13 protein-coding genes are annotated in these 19,887 nt (G+C 73.4%); 3 read left to right on the forward strand and 10 right to left on the reverse strand.

Annotated elements, in window-relative coordinates; translation table 11 throughout:
• Positions 1–46: 46 nt before the first annotated feature.
• Positions 47–844 (forward strand): DUF2249 domain-containing protein, encoded by a 798-nt coding sequence (locus E1200_RS08085; RefSeq protein ID WP_131951182.1) that lies wholly within the window; start codon positions 47–49, stop codon positions 842–844.
• A gap of 58 nt (positions 845–902) precedes the next feature.
• Here E1200_RS08085 and metH read toward each other — a convergent pair whose 3' ends face one another.
• From metH to E1200_RS08100, 3 genes are all read right to left on the reverse strand, one after another.
• Positions 903–4,517: a methionine synthase gene (metH, locus tag E1200_RS08090; protein ID WP_131951183.1), complete on the reverse strand. Its 3,615-nt coding sequence runs from the start codon at positions 4,515–4,517 to the stop codon at positions 903–905.
• 126 nt (positions 4,518–4,643) lie between these two features.
• Complete coding sequence (locus tag E1200_RS08095; RefSeq protein WP_131951184.1) at positions 4,644–5,036, reverse strand: DUF6221 family protein; 393 nt, start codon at positions 5,034–5,036, stop codon at positions 4,644–4,646.
• A gap of 54 nt (positions 5,037–5,090) precedes the next feature.
• Positions 5,091–6,344, reverse strand: a complete 1,254-nt coding sequence (locus E1200_RS08100; RefSeq protein ID WP_131951185.1) for a lipase family protein — start codon at positions 6,342–6,344, stop codon at positions 5,091–5,093.
• A 222-nt stretch (positions 6,345–6,566) separates the two neighbouring features.
• Between E1200_RS08100 and E1200_RS08105 the strand changes: the two genes are divergently transcribed.
• Both E1200_RS08105 and E1200_RS08110 read left to right on the forward strand, forming a co-directional pair.
• The gene (locus E1200_RS08105; protein ID WP_131951186.1) at positions 6,567–8,063 is read left to right on the forward strand and encodes a type I restriction-modification system subunit M; all 1,497 of its coding nucleotides are present in this window, start codon (positions 6,567–6,569) and stop codon (positions 8,061–8,063) included.
• Entirely contained in the window at positions 8,056–9,090 is a 1,035-nt protein-coding gene (locus E1200_RS08110) for a restriction endonuclease subunit S (protein WP_131951187.1), read from the forward strand. The genes E1200_RS08105 and E1200_RS08110 overlap by 8 nt, the downstream gene beginning before the upstream one ends.
• 137 nt (positions 9,091–9,227) lie before the next feature.
• Here the strand turns inward: E1200_RS08110 and E1200_RS08115 are convergent, their stop codons facing one another.
• The 7 genes from E1200_RS08115 to E1200_RS33575 form a co-directional block, all read right to left on the reverse strand.
• Positions 9,228–9,545 (reverse strand): hypothetical protein, encoded by a 318-nt coding sequence (locus tag E1200_RS08115; protein WP_131951188.1) that lies wholly within the window; start codon positions 9,543–9,545, stop codon positions 9,228–9,230.
• 54 nt (positions 9,546–9,599) lie between these two features.
• Positions 9,600–10,379 (reverse strand): methyltransferase domain-containing protein, encoded by a 780-nt coding sequence (locus E1200_RS08120; protein ID WP_131951189.1) that lies wholly within the window; start codon positions 10,377–10,379, stop codon positions 9,600–9,602.
• Between the two features lie 105 nt (positions 10,380–10,484).
• Positions 10,485–13,886, reverse strand: a complete 3,402-nt coding sequence (locus tag E1200_RS08125; RefSeq protein ID WP_131951190.1) for an ATP-dependent DNA helicase — start codon at positions 13,884–13,886, stop codon at positions 10,485–10,487.
• A 92-nt stretch (positions 13,887–13,978) separates the two neighbouring features.
• Positions 13,979–17,281, reverse strand: a complete 3,303-nt coding sequence (locus E1200_RS08130) for an ATP-dependent DNA helicase (RefSeq protein ID WP_131951191.1) — start codon at positions 17,279–17,281, stop codon at positions 13,979–13,981.
• A gap of 137 nt (positions 17,282–17,418) precedes the next feature.
• On the reverse strand, positions 17,419–17,727 hold the full coding sequence (locus E1200_RS08135; RefSeq protein ID WP_131951192.1) for an MGMT family protein: 309 nt from the start codon (positions 17,725–17,727) through the stop codon (positions 17,419–17,421).
• A 17-nt stretch (positions 17,728–17,744) separates the two neighbouring features.
• Positions 17,745–19,097, reverse strand: a complete 1,353-nt coding sequence (locus E1200_RS08140) for a S8 family serine peptidase (protein WP_243708410.1) — start codon at positions 19,095–19,097, stop codon at positions 17,745–17,747.
• Positions 19,091–19,887: hypothetical protein (locus E1200_RS33575; protein WP_165950242.1), on the reverse strand; the 797-nt coding region annotated here is incomplete at its 5' end. The genes E1200_RS33575 and E1200_RS08140, both read right to left, overlap by 7 nt.

The following is a 19,887-nucleotide window of genomic DNA, read 5'->3' on the forward strand; positions in this document are numbered from 1 at the left end:
AAGTACGGTTGTAAAAAAGCAGATCGGCACGAGGAGTGGAGTGCTCATGACCACATCGACCGTCAGCCCGCAGCAGGAGACCGTGCGGGCGATCCTCGACCACCACGGGCGGCTCGCCCGCACCATGGCCGACCACGTCGTCACGATCTCGCGGGCCGCCGACCAGCTCGCCGCGCCGCACGAGCGGCGCGAACGGCTCGTCGCGTTCTGCGTCGAGGAGGTCGTCCCCCACGCCGAGGCCGAGGAGCAGACCCTCTACCGGGCGGCCGAGGAGCTGCCCGAGACCCGCGCCCTGCTGCGCGCCATGCTGCGCGAGCACACCGTGCTGAAGGACCGGGTCGCCGAGCTGCGGGCCGCGCGCACGCCCGGCGAGACGGTCGCCGCGGCGTCGGCGCTCAACGCGCTGTTCGAGTCGCACCTGTACAAGGAGAACGAGCTGCTGATCCCCGCGCTCGTCGACGCGGGCGTCGACCTGGGGGCACTGCTCGCGGGCATGCACGACATCCTCGGCGGCCACGAGACCGAGGACGTGGCGACGGACGTGCCGGCGGGCGGCGGGCACCACTGCACCTGCGGCGGGCACGACGACCCCGGCACGCCCGGCGCGACGGCCGAGGTGGTGGACGGCGAGCTGGACGTGCGCACCCTCGTCCCGGCACAGCGGCACGAGCAGATCTTCGCCGCGTTCGGGGCCCTCGCGCCCGGGACGGCGTTCGTCCTGGTCAACGACCACGACCCGAAGCCGCTGTACTACCAGTTCGCCGCCGAGCACCCCGGCGAGTTCACCTGGGACTACCGGGAGACCGGCCCGGAGGTCTGGAGCGTCCGCATCGGGCGGCCGTGACCCCCTGAGACCCGCCTGACGGCCGCGGCGCGGCGGCCGTCAGGCGATCCCGGAGGCGTTACGACGGGTCGTAGGCGAGGTTCGGGGCCAGCCAGCGCTCGACCTCCGCGACGGGCATCTCGCTGCGGCGGGCGTAGTCCTCGATCTGGTCCTTGCCGACGCGGCCGACCGTGAAGTACCGGGACTCCGGGTGCGCGAAGATCAGGCCGCTGACGCTCGCGGCCGGGACCATCGCGAACGACTCGGTCAGCTTCATGCCGAGCCGGCCCGCGTCCAGCAGGTCGAACAGCCGCTGCTTGAGGCTGTGGTCGGGGCTCGCCGGGTAGCCGAGCGCGGGCCGGATGCCGCGGAACCGCTCGGCGTGCAGGTCCTCCAGGGCGGGGTCGGCGCCCGGCTCGAACCAGGCGCGCCGCGCCTCCAGGTGGACGTACTCGGCGAACGCCTCGGCCAGCCGGTCCGCGAGCGCCTTCACCATGATCGACTTGTAGTCGTCCTGCTGCTCCTCGTACTTGGCGGCGAGGTCCTCGGCGCCGAGGATCGTCACCGCGAACCCGCCCAGGTGGTCGCCGGACGGGGCGACGTAGTCGGCGAGGGACCGGTTCGGGCGGCCCTCCGGCTTGGACGTCTGCTGCCGCAGCATCGGGAACCGCGTCTCCGGCAGGACGATGTCGTCGCCGTCGGAGCGCGCGGGCCAGAACCCGTAGGCGCCCTGGGCCTCGAACGAGCCGTCCGCGATGATCTGGTCGAGCAGCTCGTTGCCCTCGTCGAACAGCTCGCGGGCGACGGGCTGGTCGAGGATCGCCGGGTACTTGCCCTTCAGCTCCCACGCCAGGAAGAAGAACTGCCAGTCGATCATCTCGCGGATCGCGGCGATCTCGGGCTGGACCACCCGCACGCCGGTGAACGCGGGGGTCGGCAGGTCGCCGAAGTCGACCACCTCGCGGTTCTCCCGCGCCCGCTCGTAGCTGAGCATCGGGCGGCGCTGCTTCTTCTCGTGAGCCTCGCGCAGCCTGGCCTGCTCCTCGCGGTTGGCGGCGGCGAGCGTCTCGGCGCGGCCCTCGTCCAGCAGGTCGGACACGACGCCGACGACGCGGGACGCGTCCAGGACGTGCACGGTCGTCGCCTCGTACGCGGGCGCGATCTTCACGGCGGTGTGCTGCCGGGACGTGGTCGCGCCACCGATCAGCAGCGGCAGCCGCATGCCGCGCCGCTCCATCTCCGCGGCGACGGAGACCATCTCGTCCAGCGACGGGGTGATCAGCCCGGACAGCCCGACGGCGTCGGCATTCTCCGCGATCGCGGTGTCGAGGATCTTCGCGGCCGGGACCATCACGCCGAGGTCCACGACATCGTAGTTGTTGCAGCCGAGCACGACGCCGACGATGTTCTTGCCGATGTCGTGCACGTCGCCCTTCACGGTCGCGAGGACGATCTTGCCCTGGCCGCGCTCGGTGTGCACGCGCCCGGCGCGCAGCGCCTCCTCCTTCTCCCGCTCCATGAACGGTTCGAGGTAGGCGACGGACCGCTTCATCGCGCGGGCGCTCTTGACGACCTGCGGCAGGAACATCTTCCCGGACCCGAACAGGTCGCCGACGATCTTCATGCCGTCCATCAGCGGGCCCTCGATGACGTCGAGGGGGCGAGCGGCCTTCTGGCGGGCCTCCTCGGTGTCCTCCTCGATGAAGTCGACGATGCCGTGCACGAGGGCGTGGGCCAGCCGCTCCTCGACGGGCGCGTCCCGCCAGGACAGGTCGACCTCGCGCTTGGTCGCCTCGCCCTTGACGTTCTCGGCGAACGACACGAGCCGGTCGGTCGCGTCCGGGCGGCGGTCGAACAGCACGTCCTCGACGAGTTCCAGCAGGTCCGCCGGGATGTTCTCGTAGACGGTGAGCTGCCCGGCGTTGACGATGCCCATGTCGAGCCCGGCGCGGACGGCGTGGAACAGGAACGCCGAGTGCATCGCCTCGCGGACGACCTCGTTGCCGCGGAACGAGAACGACAGGTTCGAGATGCCGCCGCTGGTGCGCGCCCCCGGGCAGCGCTCCTTGATGAGCGGCAGCGCGTCGATGAACGCCTTCGCGTAGCCGTTGTGCTCGGAGATGCCGGTCGCGACGGCGAGGACGGCCGGGTCGAACACGATGTCCTCGGCGGGGAACCCGGCCTCCCGCGTGAGCAGGTCGTACGCGCGCGCGCAGATCTCCACCTTGCGCTCGGTGGTGTCCGCCTGGCCGACCTCGTCGAACGCCATGACGACGACGCCGGCGCCGAAGTCGCGGATGCGGCGGGCCTGCTCCAGGAACTGCTCCTCGCCCTCCTTGAGGCTGATCGAGTTGACGACGCCCTTGCCCTGGACGGTCTTCAGCCCGGCCTCCAGCACGCTCCACCGCGAGCTGTCCACCATGATCGGGATGCGGGCCACCTCGGGCTCGGTCGCGATCAGGTTCAGGAACGTCGTCATCTCCCGCTCGCTGTCGAGCAGGTCGGCGTCCATGTTGACGTCCAGGATGTTCGCGCCGCCGCGCACCTGCTCCAGCGCCACGTCCACGGCGCCCTGGTGGTCGCCCGCCTCGATGAGCCGGCGGAACCGCTTGGAGCCGGTGACGTTCGTCCGCTCGCCGATCATGACGAAGCCGGTGTCGCGGCCGATCTCGAACGGCTCCAGGCCGCTGAAACGCGACGCCCTGCCCGGCTTGACGACCTCGCGGGGCGCGGCGTCCTTGACGGCCTCGGCGATGCGGGCGATGTGGCCGGGGCCGGTGCCGCAGCAGCCGCCGACCGCGTTGACCATGCCGGACGCGGCGAACTCGGCGAGCTTGGCCGCCGTCTCCTCCGGCGTCTCGTCGTAGCCGCCGAACGCGTTCGGCAGGCCGGCGTTCGGGTGGCTGGCGGTGTAGGTGCCGGCGATCCGGGCCAGTTCCTCGACGTGCGGGCGCATCTCGTCGGCGCCCAGCGAGCAGTTCACGCCGACGACGAGGGGCTCGGCGTGCTCGATCGAGCGCCAGAACGCCTCGACGGTCTGGCCGGACAGCGTCCGGCCGGACAGGTCGACGATCGTGACCGAGATCCACAGCGGCAGCTCGGGGGCGACCTCGCGGGCGGCGGCGATCGCGGCCTTCGCGTTCAGCGTGTCGAAGATCGTCTCGATGAGCAGCAGGTCGACGCCGCCCTCGGCGAGGCCGCGGATCTGCTCCGCGTAGGAGTCCTTCACCTGGTCGAACGTGACGGCCCGGTACGCCGGGTCCTCGACGCGCGGGGACAGCGACAGCGTCACGTTCAGCGGGCCGACGGAGCCGGCGACGAACCGCCCGCCGAACTCGCCGGCGGCCTGGCGGGCGAGGCGCGCGGCCGCCACGTTCATCTCGTGGACGAGACCTTCGAGCCCGTAGTCGGCCTGGCCGATGCTCGTCGCGGTGAACGTGTTGGTCGTCGTGATGTCGGCACCGGCGCGCAGGTACTGCCGGTGGATGTCGAGGATCACGTCCGGGCGGGTCAGGTTGAGCAGGTCCGGGTCGCCGGTGACGTCCTTCGGATGGTCGCCGGTCACGCGGTCGCCGCGGTAGTCCTCGGGGGTCAGGCCGAACCCCTGGAGCATCGTGCCCCAGGCCCCGTCCAGGACCGCGATCCGCTGCTCCAGAAGCTCGCGGAGTTTGCCGGTGTTACTGATTTCGAGCACCTCCCGTCTTAGTGGGAGGCGCCCTTGTTTCACCGAATTCGGGGGCCGAGCGTGGCGGGCTCTCGCCCGTTGCAGCGCCTCTCGGCCTTCCCATCGAGGTTACATAACGGACCCCGGCCCTGTCCGTCAGGGGCGCCAATCGTCTCGGTATGCGGGATGCGACGCGTACGGCAGCGCGAGGCGGCGCAGCACGTTCTCGCGGACGACCTGGGCCGCTTCGAGTTCCGGCGTCCGGTGGCCCCGGTCGAGAATCCACGCCTGTTTCTCGTAATCGTCGACGAGCTGCCGCACGGCGGCCACATGGGCGAGCGTCCGGGACGGGTCGTGCCGGGCGATGTGCTCGGCGTACGCACCGTTCTCGGCCTTCGCCACGTAGGCGGCGTCACCGGGGTCATCGGGAGGTTGCGGGTCGGTCTGGATCGTGCCGGAGGGCGCGGTCTTCCAGGGGAGGCCGGAGCAGTCGCGGGCGATCTGCTCGTCCCTGGCCAGCCGCGCTCGGAGGAACTCCACCAAGTCCATGGGGCCATCCTGCCCCGCGGAGGGGACAGGATGGCCTCGGCCGGCGGTCCGGGTTCAGGCGGGACAGTTGCCCTGGACGGGTTTGCCCGCGAAACGGTCGCCGATGAACGTCATCGCGTCGGGGTGGCTCCAGAGCATGCCGGTGGCGTGCTCGGCGAACTCGTAGGTCTTCCACGTCACGTTGGCGCCCTTGGCGCACCACGCCCGGTGCAGGGTGTCGGCCTGCTGGAACGGGATGATCTGGTCGTGGACGGCCTGGGTCTGCAGGACCGGGACGCCCGGGGCCGTCCCGCCGAGCTTGTTGGCGTCGAGCGCCCCCTGCCAGCGCGGGTCGTCGAGCGGGTTGCTCGCCGCGTAGTCGCCGATGCGCTTGAAGGCCGTGTCGATCAGCGTCGTGGCGCCGTCCGCGCTGGCCAGGCACATATCACGGGCCTTCACCAGCAGCTCGCGGCCCCGGTCGTTGAGGTACGTCTCCAGCTCCAGGCCGGGGTAGGCGTTGTCGAAGCCGACCGCCGACATGAACATCAGCGCGATGAACAGCGACCCGTCCAGGTTCTCGGCGACGGCGCGCAGGTCGGCGGGGACTCCCCCGGCGAAGACGCCCTTGATCGGCAGGTCCGGCGCGTAGGAGCCGGCGAGTTCCGCCGCCCAGCCCGCCGACGTCCCGCCCTGGGAGTAGCCCCAGACCGCGACGGGCGCGTCACCGAGGCCGGCGGCGGGGAGGCGGCGCGCGGCGCGCGCCATGTTCAGCACGGCCTTGCCCTGGGAGCGGCCGACCTCGTAGGTGTGCCCGCCCGGGGTGCCGAGGCCCTCCATGTCGGAGACGGCGACCGCCCAGCCCTTGTTGAGTGCGTCGATGATCAGCAGCGACTCGTAGTCCAGGCCAGTGGTGAGGGTGTAGGAGGGCGCGCACGAGTCGCCGAGACCGCGCGTGCCCACGGCGTAGGAGACGAGGGGGCGTGGGCCCTTGCCCGTCCACGCCTTGGTGGGGACGAGGACCATGCCCGACACGGCGATCGGCGTGCCGTGCACGTTCTCCGACCGGTACAGGACCTGCCACGAGGTGACGTCCTGGACGGGCGAGCGGCCGAACGGGTCGGCGGTGAACACGGCCGGGCGCGACCGGATGATGTCGCCGGACGCCCCCTGCGGGAGCGGCGCGGGCGGGCGGTAGAACGGATCCTCCGCGGGCGGCCTGGGGTCCTGGGGAGCCGCGGCGGCCGGCCCCTGCAGCGCGGTCGCCGCGAGGGCGACCCCGAGCCAGGACGCCAGCGCGACGCGCAGGACGTGGCGGACTGTGATGGACATCTGCCCGTGACCCTTCTTCCTCCATGCCGTCCGGGCGACGGCCACCTGACCGTAACGTCACTGGACGCTTACTCCAATAGCGCCGGTTCATGGAACGGCGTCTCGGATTTGTACGTCTCTGCTAAACACGCCGCCCGGATGGCGGCCACGTGCGGAGGGCCGCCGCGCGCCCGACTTAGGCTGCTGCGCGAGGCGGAGGGCTAGTCGGGTGGAGGGGGCGCGATGCCGGGGCGCGAGGAGAAGGACGTGCCGTGGAAGGACGTCCTGTGGAAGGCCGCCGGCAAGCTGCGCGGTTCCGTCGACGCGTCGCGGTACCGGGATTTCGTCCTCGGGCTGGTGTTCCTTAAGTACGTGTCCGACTCGTCCGGCGACAGCGGGTTCCGGGTGCCGGACGGCGCACGGTGGTCGGACATCACCGCGCACGCGGAATCGGACATCACCGCGCACGCGGAATCGGACATCACCGCGCACGCGGAATCGGGTGCCGCGCACGCGGAATCGGGTGCCGCGCACGCGGAATCGGGCCAGATCGGCGTGCTCGTCGATGCGGCCATGGGGGCGGTCATGCGGGCCAATCCGCCGCTGGCCGGCGTCCTCCCGCAGATCTTCGGCGGGGACGGGGTCGACCAGCGGCGGCTCGGTGAGCTGGTGACGGTCCTCGGCCGCGCGGAGTTCGGCGGGCGGCGGGACGTGCTCGGCGAGGTCTACGAGTACTTCCTGGAGAAGTTCGCCCGCGCGGAGGGCAAGCGCGGCGGGGAGTTCTACACGCCGTCCAGCGTGGTGAAGCTGCTGGTGGAGGTCCTGGAGCCCTTCAAGGGCCGGGTGTACGACCCGTGCTGCGGGTCGGGCGGGATGTTCGTCCAGGCGGAGCGGTTCGTCCTGAACCACCGGGGGCGGCGCGACGACATCGCCGTCTACGGGCAGGAGGCGAACGCGCGCACGTGGCGGCTGGCCAAGATGAACCTGGCCGTGCACGGCATCGCGGGCGACCTCGCGGACCGGTGGGCCGACACCTTCTACGAGGACGCGCATCCCGGGCTCCAGGCCGACTATGTGCTGGCCAACCCGCCGTTCAACATGTCCGACTGGTACCGGTCCCCGGACGATCCCCGCTGGCGGTTCGGCGTCCCGCCCGCGGGCAACGCCAACTTCGCCTGGATCCAGCACATCGTCGCCAAGCTCGGCCCGCGGGGCCGCGCGGGCGTGGTGATGGCCAACGGGTCGATGTCGTCCCGCCGGGCGGCCGAGAGCGGGATCCGCGCCGCGCTGGTGGAGGCGGGCCTGGTGTCGTGCGTCGTCGCGCTGCCGGGCCGGCTCTTCCGGACGACCCCGATTCCCTCCTGCCTGTGGTTCCTCGACCGGGACGCGCGCGGCGAGGTGCTGTTCATCGACGCCCGCACCATGGGAACGATGGTCGACCGCACCGAATGCGTCTTGACCGACGCCGACATCGCCGCGATCTCCGGGGCGTACCGGTCCTGGCGCGGCGGCGCGCATTCCGACGTGCCCGGCTTCTGCCACTCGGCGGGCCTGGACGAGATCAGGAGCCACGACCATGTGCTGACCCCCGGCCGCTATGTCGGCGCGGCGCCGTCCGGCGGCGGGGAGCCGGTCACCGACGAGGTCGAACGCCTCACCGAGGAGCTGTTCGCGCAGTTCGCGGAGTCGGCGCGCCTCGACCAGGTCGTCCGCGCGGAACTGGGACGGCTGCGTGGGTGACGTGCGGCTGGCGGAGCTCGTCGATTTCGCCAACGGGAGCTCGCATCCGACCGAGGGGGCCGGATTCACGACCTACGGCGCCAACGGCGTCATCGGCACGTCCGCCGCGTGCAACGCGGCCCCGCACACCACGATCGTCGGGCGCGTCGGGTCGAACTGCGGCGCCGTCCACTACAGCGAGGACCGGTGCTGGGTCACCGACAACGCGATCATCGCCAGCGCGAAACCCGGCGTCAACCCCCGCTACGTCTACTACCTGCTGAAACGGCTCGACCTGAACAGGTACCGCATCGGATCGGGCCAGCCGCTCCTCACCCAGGGGCTGCTGAACCGCCTCACCGCCCGGCGGATGACCCGGCCGGAGCAGGACTCGGCGGTGGCCGTCCTCGGGGCGCTGGACGACAAGATCGCGGTGAACGCGCGGATCGCCGCGCTGGCCGACGCGCTGGTCCGCGTCCGCTACCGGGAGGCGGCCGCGGCGGTCACGGCGTCCGTCCCGCTCGGCCGGGTGGGGTTCCCGGTGCGGTCGAGCGTCCCCGCGGGGCGGATCGGCCGGGACGAGAACTACATCGCGCTGGAGCACATGCCCAGGCGCCGGATGTGGCTGTCGACCTGGGCGGACTCGTCGGCCGTGGGCAGTGCGAAGCGCCGCTTCGACGCGGGCGACGTGCTCTTCGGCAAGCTCCGCCCGTACTTCCACAAGGTGGGCCTCGCGTTCGTGGACGGCGTCGCCTCGACCGACATCCTCGTCGTCCGGCCGCGGGACGCCGCCCACCGGGGCTGGCTGCTGGCGGCGCTGGCGAGCGACGAGGTCGTCGCGCACGCCTCGGCGGTCGGCGACGGCACGCGGATGCCCCGCGCGAAGTGGGCGGACCTCGCCGGCTACGAGATCCCCTGGGACGAGCGGCAGGCCCGCGCGTTCGGCGAGTTCGTCACCCCGCTGGCGAGGCGGGTGGCGGCGGCCGCCACCGAAACGCGAACCCTCGCGGCCCTGCGCGACCGGCTCCTGCCGGACCTCATCCCCTGACCGGGCCGGGCGGCTCACCCGGATCAGGCGGGCTCACCCGGATCAGGCCAGCTCAGGACGAAACAGACCGGGCTCAGGCCGGCTCAGGACGAAACAGACCGGGCTCAGGCCGGCTCAGAGCGAGATAGGCCGGCGGCTCAGGCGACGCGGGCCTTCGCGGCCATGCAGATGCGGGCCAGGTCGTTGAGGGCGTCGGCGCGGCGCTCGTCCAGGGACCGGTCGTCGCCCGGCCCGGCCTCGGCGAGGGTGTCGATGACCAGGGAGAACACCGGCCACTCGGCGGGGCCGATGGCGCCCTGGAAGTCGACGCCGTCCGCGAGGTCGTCCAGGTCGAGGTTGCGGGCGAAGGTGGCGAGGGCGGCCTCGGCCGCGACGACACCGATGCGCATCGCCAGCGCGGCCGGCTCGCGGTCGAGCGACCGCCCGGCACTGGTAACCACGCTACTAGAACCCATGTTCGACAATCTAGAACATACGAGCGACCCGCGTCGAACACTTGGTCGAAAACGTTACCCGACGATCGCCTGCTGGAACAGGTAGGTGTGCGTGAAGTGCAGGACGCCGTCGACCTCGCTCGGGCGCATGCCGGTCGGCGGGCCGCCCGCCAGCTCCGCGTGCAGCTCCCGCCGGATCCGCGCGGCGTCGTCGTCGGGCGTCCCGGCGAACTCCAGCCACGGGTCGAGCGGGCGGACCCAGTCGAACCTGTCCGACCGCTTCACCGCCCCGCCGGCCGCCGTGACGATCTCGGCGATCCGCGACTCGGTGAGGGCAGTGCCGTGCGAGGGGTCGCGGAGGCGCTCGATTCGATCGGGGTCGCCCTCCACCCCGTCCGGGCGGATCAGGTCGGCGATGATCAGCGCGGCACCCGGCCGGCTGACCCGGCACATCTCCCGCACCACGGCCTCCGGGTCGGCGACCTGGTGCAGCGAGAACCGCGTGACGACCAGCGTGAACGACCGGTCCAGGAACGGCAGGGACGTCGCGTCGCCGTGCGCGAAGGTGATGTTCATGAGCGCGGCGTGGTCGGCCTCGCGCTTGCCCTCGGCGAGCATCGCGGGGGTGAGGTCCAGGGCGGTGACGTGCCGGACGCGCCGGGCTATGGCGCGGGACACCAGCGCGGTGCCGGCCGCGACCTCCAGGACGATGTCCTCAAGGTCCAGCTCGGGTTCCATGAAGTGGACGAGCCGGTCCAGATGACGGGTGAAGGCGGAGTTGCGCGCCGGGTCGGCGAACCCCGCCGCCTGCTTGGAGAACTCGCGTACGACCTTCTCGTCATGGGTCACCGTCACGTCCCGCCTCCTCGGTTCGATGCCCGGATCATCCCCGAAACGGCGATCGGTGAACAGGGGTGAGTGAGCCGCATCACCCGACATTTCGGGAGAATTTCGGAGGTATCAGGCGGCGGGGACGCCGTCCAGCAGCGCGGCGAGGCCGGCCGCGTCGAGCAGGTCCGCGGGCCGGACGGTGACGTTCGCGGCGACGTAGTGGAACGCCGCGCTGACCTGCTCGACGTCCACCCCGGCGAGTTCCGCCCAGGCCAGCCGGTACGCGGCGAGCTGCACCGCCGCGAACCGCTCCTCGTCCCCGGACGGCGGCTTCCCGGTCTTCCAGTCGACGACCTCGTAACCGCCGCCACCGGAGCGGAACACGGCGTCCATCCGGCCGCGGACCAGCCGGTCGCCGATGATCGTCTCGAACGGCACCTCGATGTCGAGCGGCTCCCGCGCCGCCCACTCCGACTCCTCGAACCGGGACCGCAGCCGCTCCAGGTGCGCGTCGTCGGCGGCGCCCTCGTCGGCGGCGCCGGGCAGCTCGTCGGGGTCCAGGAGGCGCTGCTGCCCCCAGCGGCTCTCCAGCCAGGCGTGGAACGCGGTGCCGCGCCGCGCGTACGGGGCGGGCGGGCGCGGCATCGGCCGGCGGATCTGCCGGGCCAGCGCCGCCGGGTCGCGGGCCAGCGACACCAGCGACGACACCGACAGGTGCGCGGGCAGCTCGACGAGCAGGCCGTCGCCGCCGCGGCCCCGGTCGCGCTCGGCGAGCAGCAGCTCGACGTCGCGCGCCCACGCGGTCATCCGGGCGCGGTCGGCGTCGGCCAGGCCGGTGTCCCCGGCCCAGTGCCGCGTCCGCCCGGCCATCTCGTCCCCGACCATGCGGGCCGCCTCGACCACGGCCTCGTAGCGGTCCCGCGCCGAGACGTCGGACCGGCCGCGGTCGCCGGGCGCCACCGGCCACTGCCCCTCGTCGGGCTCGGCGAGCAGCGGGTTCGCGGCGCCCTCCTCCGGCGGGTCGGCCCACAGGGCGACGGACCCGGCGCCGGCGAGGCACACCGCGCGCACCTCCTCCAGGAACGGCGACGGGCCGAGCGGGCGGCCCGACGACCCCCACCAGTAGCCGGTGGCGATGAGCAGGCTGGACGCGCGGGTCACCGCGACATAGGCGAGCCGCCGCTCCTCCCGCAGGTCGCGTTCGAGGCACGCCCGGTCGAAGGCGGCGAGGTCGTCCTTCTCCAGCCCGGTCAGCGGCGGCAGGTCGGCGCGGTCGCCGCGCAGCATGAACGGCAGGACGCGCGGGTTCGCGGTCCAGCGGGTGGCGTTCTGCGGCGGCGACGGGAAGATCGAGCCCTTCGCGGGCGCGCCGTTCTTCTGCGGCGCGTACGCCAGGCCGGGGACGACGACGACCGGCCATTCGAGGCCCTTGGACGCGTGCACGGTGAGCAGCTTGACGCTGTCGGTCTCGCCGACCCGCCCGGCCTCCAGCCCGAACTCCTCGGTCTCGGCGGCCTTGAGGTAGGCGAGGAACGCGCCGAGCGTCGGGTCCTCGGCGTCGCCGGCGAACGTGGCGGCGGCGTCGATGAAGGCGTCCAGGTCGGCGCGGGCGGTCACGGGGTCGAGGCCGGAGCGCGCCGCGACCTCGATGTCCAGGCCGAGCGCGCGTTCGACCTCGTTGACGAGGTCGGGCAGCGGCAGCCCGACCTGGCCGCGCAGCGTGCGCAGCTCGTCGCGGAGCCGGCGCAGCCGCCCGTACCCCTCCGGGGAGTAGGAGTCCGGGGGGCCGAGGTCGTCGAGCGCGTCGACCAGGCTGCCGGTCTCCTGGTTCAGCTCGCTGACGAGCTGGCGGAGCGGGTCTTCGCCGTCCTGCGCGGGCTGCGCGGGCTGCTCGGGCTGGGCGGGCTGGTCGCCCGGCGCCTCCGGTTCAGGACCCTCGCCGGCCTCGGGTTTTTCCGGCGGTGTGACGTCGCGGGCGGCGTCCTGGGCGAGGACGCGGGCGCGGCGGCCGAGGGCGACGAGGTCGCGCGGGCCGAGCCGCCAGCGCGGGCCGGTGAGCAGCCGGGCCAGGGACGCGCCGGCCGTCGGGTCGTGCATGACCCGCAGCGTGGCGACGACGTCCTGCACCTCCGGGACCGTGAGCAGCCCGCCGAGGCCGACGACCTCGACCGGGATGCCGCGGGCCTCCAGCGCGCGCCGCAGGAGCGGGAACTGCGACCGCTTGCGGGCGAGGACGGCGACGTCGGCGTACCGCAGCGGCTCCGGCTGCGGGCCGCCGTCCGGGGCGGTGCCCGCGCCGGCGGCGATGAGCTGCGCGATCCGCGCGGCGATGCGGTCGGCCTCGTCCTCGACGGTGGGCAGCAGCGCGCACTCGACCCGCCCGCGGCCCTCCCGCCCCGCGCCCGGGATCAGCCGCGGCACGGCCTTCGTCTCCGCGCGGAGCTCCTCCTGGACCGTGGCGGCGGCCTCCAGGATCCGCTCGCCGTTGCGGAACGAGCGGCTCAGCTGCACGACCGGCGCCGGCACGGGCCGGCCGCCGGAGTCCCCGGGCCGCAGCGGGAAGTCGTGGGCGAACCGCAGCAGGTTGCCCGCGCTGGCGCCGCGCCACCCGTAGATGGACTGGCAGGGGTCACCCACGGCCGTCACCGGGTGCCCGCCCGCGAACAGCGACTTCAGCAGGACGAGCTGCGCCTGGCTGGTGTCCTGGTACTCGTCCAGCAGCACGACCGAGAACCGCGACCGCTCGATCATCCCGACCTCGGGATGCTTGTAGGCGATCCGCGCCGACAGGGCCATCTGGTCGCCGTGGTCGATGACCTCCCGGCCGGCCTTGGCCCGCCCGTACGCCTCCACCAGCGGCATGAGCTGCTCGCGGACGGCGTGCTTGGCGAGGATGTCGCGCTGGGCCTTGAGCGGTTTCTGCACGGCGGCGAACCGCTCGTCCAGCCACGCGCCGACCTTGCGGACGTCCTCGGGGGTCCGCAGGTGCTCGGAGAGGTCTCCGGCGAGGTCCATGACGGCCTTGGTGACGGTGTCGGGCTGCCAGTCGACGCGGTCCATCGGGCCGTCGTAGGCGTCCACGACACGCGAGCAGATCTGCCAGGCCACGGCGGGCGACACGAGCCGCATCGTCGGTTCGAGGGCCTCGCGCAGCGCGTGGTCGCCGAACAGCCGCGCCGCGTACGAGTGGTACGTCGAGACCATCGGCTCGCCGTCGAACAGGGCGTCGCCGCCGAGCCGCTCCAGCTCGTCGCCGGGCAGCACCTCGCGCAGCGTGTCGAGCCGCTTGCGGACGCGGGCGCCCAGCTCGGCCGCGGCCTTGCGGGTGAAGGTGAGGCCGAGGACGCGTTCCGGCCGCACGAAGCCGTTCGCGACCAGCCACACGACCCGTGCGGCCATCGTCTCGCTCTTGCCGGACCCGGCGCCCGCGATCACCGCCATCGGCGCCAGCGGAGCCTCGATCACCCGGGCCTGCTCGTCGGTCGGCTCCGGGATCTCCAGCAGCCGGGCCAGCTCTCCCGGCGTGATCACCCCACTCCCCCCGAGCCGGTCCTGACGGCTACTCGCCTACCTGGCCACGCAACCACCCGGCCAAGCAACGACCTGGCCGCTCTACCACCTGGCTACTCGCCTACCTGGCCGCCCTCGTCGTGGACGGGGCAGCACGAGCGTACGGGACAGGTGCGACACTTGTCGTTCGCCCTGGCCTGGAACACGTCGCCGGCCATGCCGGTCGCGACCAGCTCGATGAGCTTCTTCGGCCACTCGGGATCGGCGTCGTCGGCGGGCGGCGGCTGCGCCTGCTCGCGGGCCTTCGCGGCGAACGCCGCCTTGCCGACCTGGACGAGCTTGGCCCCGCCCGGCTCGATCAGCCCGTGCCGCTCGAACGCGCCGAGCATCACCGCGTACTGGTAGACGCCGAGCTGCGGGTGCCGGGGCAGCTCGTCCTTGGGGACGGCGGTGGAGGACGTCTTGACGTCGATGATGACGGCGCGGCCCTGCTCGTCGCGCTCGGCGCGGTCGATGCGGCCCTTGATGACGACGCGGCCGAGATCGACCTTGAACGACTCCTCCAGCGCGACGACCTCGTTGGGGTTGTCGCGGTGCCAGGCCAGGAACTTGTCGACCATCCGGGCGGCCTGCTCGCGCTGCTTCTCGGAGTACCACGAGCTGCGGAACTCCAGGTCCTTCCAGATCTCGTCGAGCCGCTGCGCGACGTGGACCTCGTCGATCCCGTCGTCGGTGCCGGCCATCTCGGCGACGGCGTGGATGACCTTGCCCATCGTGCTGTACTCGTTGGGGCCGCCCTCCTGCGCGCCGACCGCCGAGGCCAGCAGCCAGCGCAGCCCGCAGGTGGTGAACGTCTCGACCTGGGACGGCGAGATCGTGATGGGCTCGTCCTCGGCGAACGCGGGCCCGTCATCGGACAGGGCGGTGATGGCGTACCAGTTCTCGGGCCGCGCGCCCCGCACGCCCGCGCGGGCGAGCCGCGCCAGGTGCGCGGCGGCGGCGCGCCGCAGCGGCTCCGGCCGGGACGGGTCGGCGGCGGCGGACCGCAGGTCGGCGACCAGGGCCGACAGCGACAGCCACCGGGTCCGCTCGTCCAGCTGCGACTTCTCGATCGCGCCGGGGAGCAGCTCGTTGAGGAACCGGGACGGGCGCTCCTCGGTGTCGTCGCCGCCGACGGCCGTGACGACGAGCCGCCTGCGGGCCCGCGTGACGGCCACGTAGAACAGGCGGCGCTCCTCGTCCAGCATCTTCGCCGCCATGGACGCGCCGGCGACCACCTCGCCCTCCGCCTCGGACCCGGCGGCGTGCTCGACCATCTCCTCGACGCCCAGCAGCGACCCGCGCAGCCGCAGGTCGGGCCAGACGCCCTCCTGCACGCCGGCGACCACGACGACGTCCCATTCGAGGCCCTTGGAGCGGTGCGCGGTGAGGATGCGGACGGCCTCCCCCTCGGGCGCCTGCTCGGCGAGCGTGTCCCCGGCGATCTCCTGGGAGGCGATGTTGTCGACGAACAGCTCCGGCCCGGCCTGGGGCAGCCGGTCCACGAACCGGGCGGCGTGGTCGAACAGCGCCACGACGGCGTCGAGGTCCCGGTCGGCCGCCGCGCCGCGCGTCCCGCCCTTGGCGCTCTGCTCCAGCAGCACCTCGGCCTGGCCGCTCTCCTGCCACACGGCCCACAGCACCTCCTCGGCGGTGCCGCCGTCCTCGGCGCTGCGCCGCGCGACCTCGATGAGGTGCGCGACCCGTTCGGCCGGTGCGCGGACCTTCTCGTGGACGAGCACCAGCTCCCGCGGGTCGTTCACCGCCGCGATGAGCAGTTCCCCGAGGGGACGCTGCCCGCCCGACAACTCCTCCAGGTCGCGCAGGGCCCGCTTCAGCCGGCGCATGGCCAGCGCGTCCGCCCCGCCCAGCGGACCCGTCAGCAGGTCATCCGCGACTTCCTCGTCCAGGTACCCCTTCTTCAGCGCCGCGCGCAGCAGGATCAGGAACGGGCGGACGGCGGGCTCCCCGACCAGGGGGACCTCGTCACCCGCGACGACGACCGGCACACCGGCCTGGGCGAGCGCGCGGCGCAGCACCGGGACCTGCCGCACGGCGCTCCGCACGAGCACCGCCATCCGCGACCAGGGGACGCCGTCGAGAAGGTGCGCGCGGCGCAGCTCGTCGGCCACCAGCGCGGACTCCTGGCTCTCTGAGTCGGCGATCACCGCACGCACTTCATCGGGGGGTCCAGGGGGGTCACCCCCCCTGACAGACGCGGCACGCACTTCATCGGGGGGTCCAGGGGGGTCGCCCCCCCTGACAGACGCGGCACGCACTTCATCGGGGGGTCCAGGGGGGTCGCCCCCCTTGACAGACGCAGCGCGGACTTCGCCGTCGTCGAGTTCCTCCACCGGGTGGAGGGCGCGGTGCTCGGCGGCGCCCGCGGTTCCGGCGGGCAGGCGGCGCGCGATGCGGCGGGACGCGGTGAGGATCTCCGGGCCCATCCGGCGGCACGTCCGCAGCGCCACGACGGGGGCGGGGTCGCCGTCCAGCGTGAGGAAGCGGGCGGGGAACTCCTGGATGCCGCGGACGTCGGCGCCCCGGAACCCGTAGATGGACTGGTCGGGGTCGCCGACGACGACGAGGTCGCGGCCCTCCCCGGCGAGGTGGTGCAGCAGCTCCTCCTGGGCGGGGTCGGTGTCCTGGTACTCGTCCACGAATACGACGTCGTAGGCGTTGCGCTCGCGGATGCGGACCTCCTCGTCCGCGAGCATGGCGGCGGCCATGTGGATCAGCTCGCCGTAGTCGTAGGTGGGGACGGGGTCCAGCGCGAACCGGTCGGCGTACCGGTCCATGAACCGGCCGATGGCGGGCCAGTCGTCGCGCCCGCGGATGCGGCCGAGGGCGACGAGGTCTTCGGCGAAGTAGCGCCGCTCCGCCGCGCGCAGGGTGAAGTCGCGCAGTTCCTCGGCGAAGCCGCGGGTGGCGAGGGCCGCCCGCAGCCGCTCCGGCCAGTCGCCCGCGCCGTCCGCGAGCTCGCCCTCCAGCAGGCGCCGCACCTCCAGCAGCTGCTCCGGCCCGGACAGCAGCCGCGGCGCGGGCTCCTCGTTCAGGACGGCGTCGCGCCTGAGCAGCGCGTAGGCGTAGCTGTGGAAGGTGAGCGCGAGCGGTGTCCGGGTGGTGCGGTGCAACCGGCCGGTGATGCGCTCCCGCAGCTCCCCGGCCGCCTTGCGGCTGAACGTCAGGACGAGGACGCGCTCCGGGTCGATGCCGCGGTTCTCGATTCGGTCGACGACCGCCTCGACGATCGTCGTCGTCTTCCCGGTGCCCGGCCCCGCGAGCACCAGCATCGGCCCGCCGGCATGCTCGACCACCCGCCGCTGCTGCGCGTCGAGCACGGGCGGGACGGCCCGCGCGGGACCCGCGCGGCGCACGAGACGGTAGGAAGCAGACGGCACAACAGTTCATTGGAACAGATCACCGTGACTGTTCTGGCCACAACGCACGCATGTCGCCGAGGTGGCCGTGCGGCAGCGGAGAGACCCGTGGGGTCGCGTGGGGTCGCGTGGGGTCAGGAAGGGCCGGCCCAGCGGGCGCGCGCCATGTCGACGCGGCGGCCGCCGGGGCGCAGCGGGGTGCCCTCGGCGCGGTAGTGCTCGCAGGCGCGTCCCTCGTGGCACTGCGGCGGGCTCCCGTCCGCCCGGATGACCCGCCACCACGGGACGCCGCCCCCGTACAGGGACATGACCCGCCCGACCTGGCGGGGGCCGCCGCGCCCGACCAGCTCGGCGATGTCGCCGTACGACAGGACGCGGCCCGGCGGGATCATCTCGACCGCGTCCAGGACCGCCTCGGCGAACTCGTCGGGTTCTGCGCGCACCCCCCGATTCTGGCCGTTCAGCGGCCCGTCCCGCCACCGTAGGGCGGACCGTACGGCGGGAGGGGCCGCCCGCGAGGCGGTCTGCTCGGCAGCGGCTCGGGCTGCGGCGGTCCGCCCGGCGCCTTCGGGTGGCGGCGCCGGAACGCCAGCGAGACCGCGATCGCGGCGGCCGTCCCGGCGATCCCGGCCAGCACGATCCCGGTGATCAGCGGGCGGACCCAGGCGGGCCGCTCGATGACCTCCACGGGACCGGGCTCCCCGGCCCCGAACCGCTGCCGGGCGGGCTTGTCCTCGGCGGGGCCGGCGCCGGGGGACGAGGCCAGCACCCCGGCCGCGGACAGGGCGCGGGCGGCGTGCACCGTGCCGTAGCCGAGTTCCGGTTCGTAGTCGCGCCTGCGGCTGTTCCCGGTGCTCTCGATCAGCGCCTGGGAGACCAGCGCGGGCGGCAGGTCGGGGTACTCGGCGCGGATCAGCGCGGCGATCCCGGAGACCAGCGCGGAGGAGTCGCTCGTCCCGCTGCCGATGACGTAGTCGCCGCCGGGGGCGGCGGCGACCATCCCCTTGCCGGGCGCGGACAGCAGGACGGAGTAGTTGCGGTTCGAGAACTCCGCGCGGTCGCCGTCCACCGTGGTCGCGGCGACCGCGATGACGCCCGGATAGGACGCCGGGTAGGAGTAGCGCGCGAACCCGTCCTTGTCGAGGTCGCGCCGCTCGTTCCCCTCGTTGCCGACCGCGGCGACGACCACCACGCCCTTGGCGATGGCGTGGCCGATGGCGGCGCGGTCCCCCGGCACGTCGCTGGACTTGCCGAGCGACAGGTTGATCACGTCGGCGCCGTTGTCGGCGGCGTAGCGGATGCCGCGGGCGAGCGCGCCGTCGGCCTCGTCGGTGGTCCGGAACCGCCGGTAGCTCGGGTCCCCCCGCTCGCCGATCACCCGGACGGACAGCAGGCGGGCCTCCGGCGCCACTCCCATGACCCCGTCGCGGCGGCCGGGGCCGTGGCCGCGCCCGGCGATCAGCGAGGCCATCGCGGTGCCGTGCGCCCGGGTGGGCCGGGAGCCGTCGTCGACCTTCTTGAGCATGTTGGGGCCGGTGGTGACCGCCCCCTTCAGGTCCGGGTGGTTCGGGTCGACACCGCTGTCGACGACGGCGACGGTCACGCCCTCGCCCTTGCTGACCTGCCAGGCGGCCTTCATGCCCAGCTTGTAGTGGACGGGTCCCTGCAGTTCGCGGACCGCGTCGGCGTGCGCGGGGACGGGCGCGAGCCACGTCCCGGCCAGCGCCACCGCCGCGACGGCGCCCGCGGTCCTCCGGAGCGGTCCCCGCATCGCCCCGCGGGCGGCGCGCCCGGCCGGTCCTCCGCTCAGCATTGCCACTCCGGCCGGGAGCAGTCGGGCAGGGACTTGGCGGCCAGCGCCCGCGCGACCGCGTGCCCGAGCTGCGGCGACAGCGCGAACGGCGCGCCCGGCCGCTTCTTCTTGACCGTGTCCGCCGGGCGGCCGTCGGTCTGGCCCGACGTGGTCAGCACGACGTACGGGCCGCCGCGGTCGATGGTCCGGTGCTGCCGGGCCGCGTCGTCGAACCGGGCCGACGCGGTCCCGGGGAACGGCGCCGCGTGCAGGGCGGGGCTGACCGAGCCGCTTCCCTGCGAGCTCTTCGTCCGGGGCAGCTCCTTGTACGCCCGGTCGGCCTTGAACGGGTCGGCGAAGACCGCCACCCCGACCGTGACGGCGACGCCTTCGAGCTGGTCGACGTAGGTCGCGCGCAGAACGGCCCGGCACCCGTGCCTGGCGACGATCTCGGCGATCTCGGGCTCGGCGGCCTGGCTGCAGCCGGTGCCGGGGACGATCCCCGTCCGGGACGCGTACTCGGTGTGCCCGTCCCCCGGCACGTAGGGGATCCGCCCGGGGAAGATGCGATGCGCCGACCACGTCCGCCAGCGCTGGGCGACCTCCTTCCGCGAGGCGCGCTGCAACTCGGCGGTGGTGGGCTCGCGGTTGAGGGTCGTGTAGGCGCCGGCGAACGAGATGCCGGTGAGGGACAGGTAGCAGCATCCGACGACGAGCGCGACGACCATCCACTGCCGTCCGAGCAGGCCGAGCACGGTCACCCGCGGGGCGGGCGGCGGCCCCTGGTACGGGCCGGGCGGCGGCCCCGGGA

It is taken from the genome of Actinomadura sp. GC306 (assembly GCF_004348665.1).
Taxonomy (GTDB): Bacteria; Actinomycetota; Actinomycetes; order Streptosporangiales; family Streptosporangiaceae; genus Spirillospora.